The 5,327-nt window shown below is 73.7% G+C and carries 5 protein-coding genes and 1 pseudogene; 1 reads left to right on the top strand and 5 read right to left on the bottom strand.

Annotated features, from left to right (window positions below; translation table 11 throughout):
• Positions 1–343 (bottom strand): hypothetical protein (locus ACWCSD_RS47090; protein ID WP_449925420.1); only part of this gene is annotated, 343 nt, incomplete at its 3' end.
• A gap of 58 nt (positions 344–401) precedes the next feature.
• The gene (locus tag ACWCSD_RS47085) at positions 402–1,361 is read right to left on the bottom strand and encodes a Ppx/GppA phosphatase family protein (RefSeq protein WP_358286443.1); all 960 of its coding nucleotides are present in this window, start codon (positions 1,359–1,361) and stop codon (positions 402–404) included.
• 198 nt (positions 1,362–1,559) lie between these two features.
• Here ACWCSD_RS47085 and ACWCSD_RS47080 point away from each other — a divergent pair, with 198 nt between their 5' ends.
• Positions 1,560–2,843: a UDP-N-acetylglucosamine--N-acetylmuramyl-(pentapeptide) pyrophosphoryl-undecaprenol N-acetylglucosamine transferase gene (locus tag ACWCSD_RS47080; protein ID WP_449925417.1), complete on the top strand. Its 1,284-nt coding sequence runs from the start codon at positions 1,560–1,562 to the stop codon at positions 2,841–2,843.
• On the opposite strand, the gene ACWCSD_RS47075 is transcribed toward ACWCSD_RS47080, so the two are convergent.
• The 3 genes and pseudogenes from ACWCSD_RS47075 to ACWCSD_RS47065 form a co-directional block, all read right to left on the bottom strand.
• Positions 2,813–3,712, bottom strand: a complete 900-nt coding sequence (locus tag ACWCSD_RS47075) for a hypothetical protein (protein ID WP_358286439.1) — start codon at positions 3,710–3,712, stop codon at positions 2,813–2,815. The two genes, ACWCSD_RS47080 and ACWCSD_RS47075, sit on opposite strands and share 31 nt — an antisense overlap.
• Positions 3,713–3,773: 61 nt before the next feature.
• On the bottom strand, positions 3,774–4,661 hold the full coding sequence (locus ACWCSD_RS47070; protein ID WP_358286437.1) for a hypothetical protein: 888 nt from the start codon (positions 4,659–4,661) through the stop codon (positions 3,774–3,776).
• Between the two features lie 49 nt (positions 4,662–4,710).
• Positions 4,711–5,327 (bottom strand): annotated as a pseudogene (locus ACWCSD_RS47065) (hypothetical protein); the annotation flags it as partial.

Raw genomic sequence — 5,327 nt, 5'->3', positions numbered from 1 at the left:
GGCCGGAATGCCTGCGTACGCGGGCGCTCCGGCCGGGACGGCTCACGTCGGGACGCCGGTCGCCCCCGCGGATCACGGGCGCCAGCCGGAGACGGCGGCTCACCAGGGGCGTGCCGCCGCTCAGCTTGGCCCGCAGCCGCGCGGGCGCCTCGGGGGCGCTGAGTTTCAGCGTCAACCGTGCCCCTCGGCGGGTCAGCCGCCGCCACAACGTGTGCCAGTCGACCATCGTTCCGGCCAGCGCGCCCATCGCCAGCATCGCGACCACCGCGATGACCAGGACGGCCAGGACGATGAGGACGAAGACGATCACCAGGGAGCCGATCGTACCGAGGACTGTCAACATTGGGCGAAAAGTGCCCGCTCACCAGCGAATTATGCCAATTTTTTGGGATATATCGGCCTTACTCGGCAATCCCGGTGGACTGGTCCAGCCGTCCGGGCAGGAGGTCGAGCCGGCGCAGTATCACGCCCTCGCGCAGCGCCCACGGGCACACCTCCAGCCGCTCCACCTCGAACAGGTCCATGGCCGCGTCGGCCACCAGCGCCCCGGCGGCCAGTTGCGCGGCCCGGCCCTCGGACACCCCGGACAGCTCGGCCCGCTCGGCGGAGCTCATGCCGGTCAGCCTGGCCGCCCAGGAGGCCATGTCGGCGCGGGAGAGCGCGCGCGAGACGTACGGGCCCTCGCTGGAGGCCGGCGCGCCGGCGATCCTGGCGAGCTGCTTGAAGGTCTTGGAGGTGGCAACGGCGCGGTCGGGCTCGCCGTACCTGGCCACGTCGCCGACCGTGCGGGCGATCTCCGTGCGGACGTGCTTGCGCAGCTTGCGCACCTCCTCGGCGGAGGGCGGGTCGCCGGTGAACCAGTCGCGGGTCAGCCGCCCGGCGCCGAGCGGCAGCGACACCGCGACGTCGGGCTCCTCGTCCACCCCGGCGGCGATCTCCAGCGAGCCGCCGCCGATGTCGAAGGCCAGCAGCCGCCCGGACGACCATCCGAACCACCGGCGCACCGCGAGGAACGTCAGCCGGGCCTCGTCGCGCCCGGACAGCACCGCGATGTGCACGCCGCAGCGCTCGTCGATCTCGGCGAGCACCTGCTCGCCGTTGGCCGACTCGCGCACGGCCGAGGTGGCGAAGGCGAGCAGGTCCTCCACCCCCTTGTCCTCGGCCAGGCGCACCGCCTCCTCGACGAACGCGCCGAGCCGTTCGATGCCCTCGGGCGCGAGCCGGTTGTCCGCGCCCAGGTACTGGGTGAGGCGCAGCTCTTCCTTGTGGGAGTAGGCGGGCATGGGCCGCGCGCCCCGGTGGGCGTCGACGACGAGTAAATGGACGGTGTTCGAGCCGATGTCCAGCACGCCTAGTCGCATGGGAAAACGCTACCGGTCTGCGGCTTTTCGGGCGAAGCCGGCTCTGCCCCCGGCCGAGCCGGGCGGGCCGACCGGCCGGCCGGGTGCCCGGTCAGGGCGGGGTGGGCGCGCGGTCAGGGCGGGGTGGGCGCGCGGCGAACACGCCCGGCGGCCGGACCGGGCACACGGGCTTCCGCCGCGCGGCCATAGTCTGATCGCATGTCACGAACCCTGCGACTGCTGATCACCGGCGGCGGCACCGGCGGTCACACCTATCCGGCCCTGACGACCCTGTCGGCCGTCCAGCGACGTCAGGTGCCGCACGACGTGCTGTGGGTGGGCACGGAGAACGGCCTGGAGGCCCGGATCACGGCCGAGCACGGCATCCCGTTCAAGGCGATCACCACGGGCAAGCTGCGCCGCCGTCCGAACCTCAAGGAGCTCGGCACCAACATCGCCGACGTGTTCCGCATCCCCGTCGGGGTGTTCCAGGCGGTGGGGCACGCCGCCCGCTACCTGCCCGACGTGGTGCTGTCCACCGGCGGGTACGTGGCGGTGCCGATCGGCGTGGCGGCCAAGCTGATCCGCCGCCCGCTGGTCATGCACGAGCAGACGACCGTGGTGGGCCTGGCCAACCGCATCCTGGCCCGGCTGGCGACCCGGATCGCGCTGTCGCACGAGTCGTCGCTGGAGTACCTGCCGCCGTCGGCGCGGGCGAAGGCCGTGGTGACCGGCAACCCGGTGCGGCCGGAGCTGCTGCAGGGCAACCGGGCGGCGGCCTACGACCTGTTCGGGCTGACGTTCGAGGTGCCGCTGATCTACGTGACCGGCGGGGCGCAGGGCAGCAAGCAGATCAACACTCTGATCGCCGAGATCCTGCCGCGGTTGTTGCCGCACGCCCAGGTCGTCCACCAGTGCGGGCCTGCCTGGATCGACCAGATGCGGGCGGTCGAGGTGCCGCCCGGCCTGGCCGACCGCTACCACCCGGTGCCGTACGTGGGGACCGAGCTGCCCGACCTGTTCGCCGCGGCGGACGTGGTGATCTCGCGCAGCGGCGCGGGCACGGTGTCGGAGCTGACCGCGATCGGCAAGCCGTCGCTGCTGATCCCGCTGATCCCGACCGGCGGCGACGAGCAGCGCAAGAACGCCGGCTACCTGGTCTCGGCGGGGGCCGCGCGGGCGCTGCTGGAGCCGCGGCCGACGGCCGAGCAGCTGCTGGCCGAGCTGATGCCGATGCTGGCCGATCCCGGGCTGCGCGCGGCGATGGGGCAGGCGGCGGGCAAGCTGGGCCGCCTCGACGCCGCCGACGCTCTGTGCGACCTGCTCCTGGAGGCCGCCCACGGCGGCACCCACCCGCCGCACGCCCCCGGCTCCCCCGCGCCGCACGGCCAGGGCGGTCAGGCCGGTCAGGCCGGTCAGGGCTTCGGAGTCCAGGGCGGTCAGAGCGGGCAGGGCTTCGGAGTCCAGGGCGGTCAGGGTTCCGGGGGGCCCGGCTCCAGGTAGCGGAAGGCCTCGTGGGCGGAGCTGACGCTCCGCCTCAGCGCCTGGTCCAGGCGGTCGGCGTCCTCGGTCAGGCGGGTCAGCTCGTCCATCGCGCCGTCGCCCGCGCCGGTCTCGGCGACCAGCTCCTCGTACTCGTGCAGCCGCGCGCGCAGCTCGGCGATCTGCTGCCGGGCCCGGTAGGCGCGTTCGGCCTCGGCCACGTTGGCGGCGTACCGCTCCAGCGCCTCCACCCGGGCCACGACGGCCTGCTCGCTGCTGTCCAGCGCCCTGGTGAGGGGTTCGGCCACGGCCGCGACCTCGGGTGCGCTCTCCCCCGACAGGGTCTGCCGGTGCCGGGCGCGCAGGCCGGACAGCTTGGCCAGTAGGCGGGCGATCTCCCACTCCTGGGCGGGCAGCATCACCGCGTTGCGCACGTCGTCCAGCAGCCCTTCGAGGTTGACCCGCGACTGCGAGACCGTGGCGACCGCCCGCTGGGCCCGGCGCAGCAGCCTGCGGGAGGACTCGTCGAGGTCGTCCAGGAGCACGTACCGGCCCTCGTGCCGGACGGCCTGGGCGTGCACCCGGCGTTCGTGCTCGGCCTCCTCGCCCTCCGGCGTCTCGGTGCGGACGAACGTCACGATCATCAGCGGGATGGCGAGGAGCACCAGCAACAGCGGCCCCAGGGAGCGGCCGAGTCCTCCGGCGCCCAGCAGCAGGCCGAGGCAGACGGTCGCCCCGCAGACCGCGCCGAGCCGCCAGTACGGCGCGGCGGGCAGGCCGGGGCCGTCCGGGACCCAGCCCCTGCGCGTCCTGAGCAGCAGCCGCCGGTTGTCCCTGAGCAGCCGCGCGTCGGCCGGCGGCACGCCGGGGTCGACGATGACGTCGGCCATGATGTCGGATCGGATGGGGATTCACCTCCTGCGAGGGCGGTTCCGCCCGGCCACCGGCATGTCAGCTCTCCAGGTACCGGAACGCCTCGTGGGCCGACCGCACGCTGCGCCGCAACACCTGCTCCAGGTGGTCGGCGTCCTCGGCGAGCCGGTCGATCTCCGGGACGGCCAGCGCGTCGGCGCCGGTCTCGGCCAACAGCTCCTCGTAGCGCGGCAGGCGGGCGCGCAGCTCTTCGATCTGGCCGCGGGCGTGGTAGGCGCGTTCGGCCTCGGCGACGTGCCCGGCGTAACGTTCCAGGGCCTCGACGCGGGCGATCATGGCGGCCTCGCTGGTGGCCAGGGCCCTGTCCAGCGGCTCGATCACGGCGGCCACCTCGGGGGCGACGCCTCTGGACACCAGGGCGGCGTGCTCGGCGCGTAAGGCCGACAGCTTGGCCAGCAGACGGGCGATCTCCCACTCCTGGGCGGGCAGCATGAGCGCGTTGCGGGCGCCGTCGAGCAGCCCCTCGGCGTTGACGTGCGAGCGCAGCACCGAACCGATGGCCCGCTGCGCCCTGGTCAGCACGTCCGCGGCGTCCCGGTCGAAGTCCTCGGGCAGCAGGTAGCGGTCCCGGTACGGGCGGGCCCGCTCGTACACCTCGCGGTCGCGCGACACGTCGTGCTCGGGCAGCTCGCTGATCGACGCGATCTTGACCAGGACGATGAAGACGAACGTGCCCAACAACGTGAACCCGGCGGCCGGGTGGGACAGGGCCAGCAGCACGGCCATGAGCGCGACCACCCCGGGCGTGGCGGCCAGCAGGGCGACGCTGGAGACGTTCCTGAACCGGCCCGGACGCGCGTCGGCCGGCGGCACCCAGCCCGACCGGATCCTGGACAGCAGCGCGGCGTTGGCCCGCAGCATCCCCGCGACCTCCGGAGGAACCTCCGGATCGACGACCACACCCACGCTCTGTCCCGGCACCTTGGCGCCCCCAACGCTCGCGATGCAGTGGATATTACGTATTTTTTCGCAAGGATGTCAGCCTCCGAAAGGTCAGGCCCGGAAACCGCCTGGTCCGTGCCCCCGTCGCTGCCCCCGTCGCTGTCCCCGTCGCTGTCCCCGTCGCCCTTCCCGTCACTGCCCCCGCGACGGCCAGAGCGGCGGACACGCAGGCGAAGGGGATGGCGGGCAGGACGTACCGGTGGTCGAAGTCGAGGGCCGCCACCGGGGCCAGCAGCAGGAAGGCCGCCGTCGCCCACGGCAGCAGGGCGGGGCGCCGGCGGCCGGCCGAGCCGAGGCCGCCGGCCAGGAGCAGCACGCCGAAGACCGTGCCGTGCAGGAACCAGGGGTAGGGGTAGGCGGCCAGGATCGAGGCGTACGGCTCGACGGAGCTCATGCCGTGGATGCCGGGGTCGTACTCCGAGCGCACCTTCGCGATGAGGGCCTGCTGCTCGGGCAGCGGCCAGGAGCCGCGGGGGAAGGTGGTGGACGGGCTCATCCGCCGGGGGTGGGGCACCGGCGACCAGGTGAAGGCGAGTGAGGTGTCGCGGGCCACCTCGCGCAGGTAGTCCAGCGGCTGGGCGGCGATGGCGCGCAGGGCGAACGACCTGGCCAGGTCGTTGTGGGCGAACC

The sequence above is a fragment of the Nonomuraea sp. NPDC001684 genome, from assembly GCF_053596515.1.
Note: the sequence above shows the minus strand (reverse complement) of the source record. Positions and strands in the feature narration are given on the sequence as shown.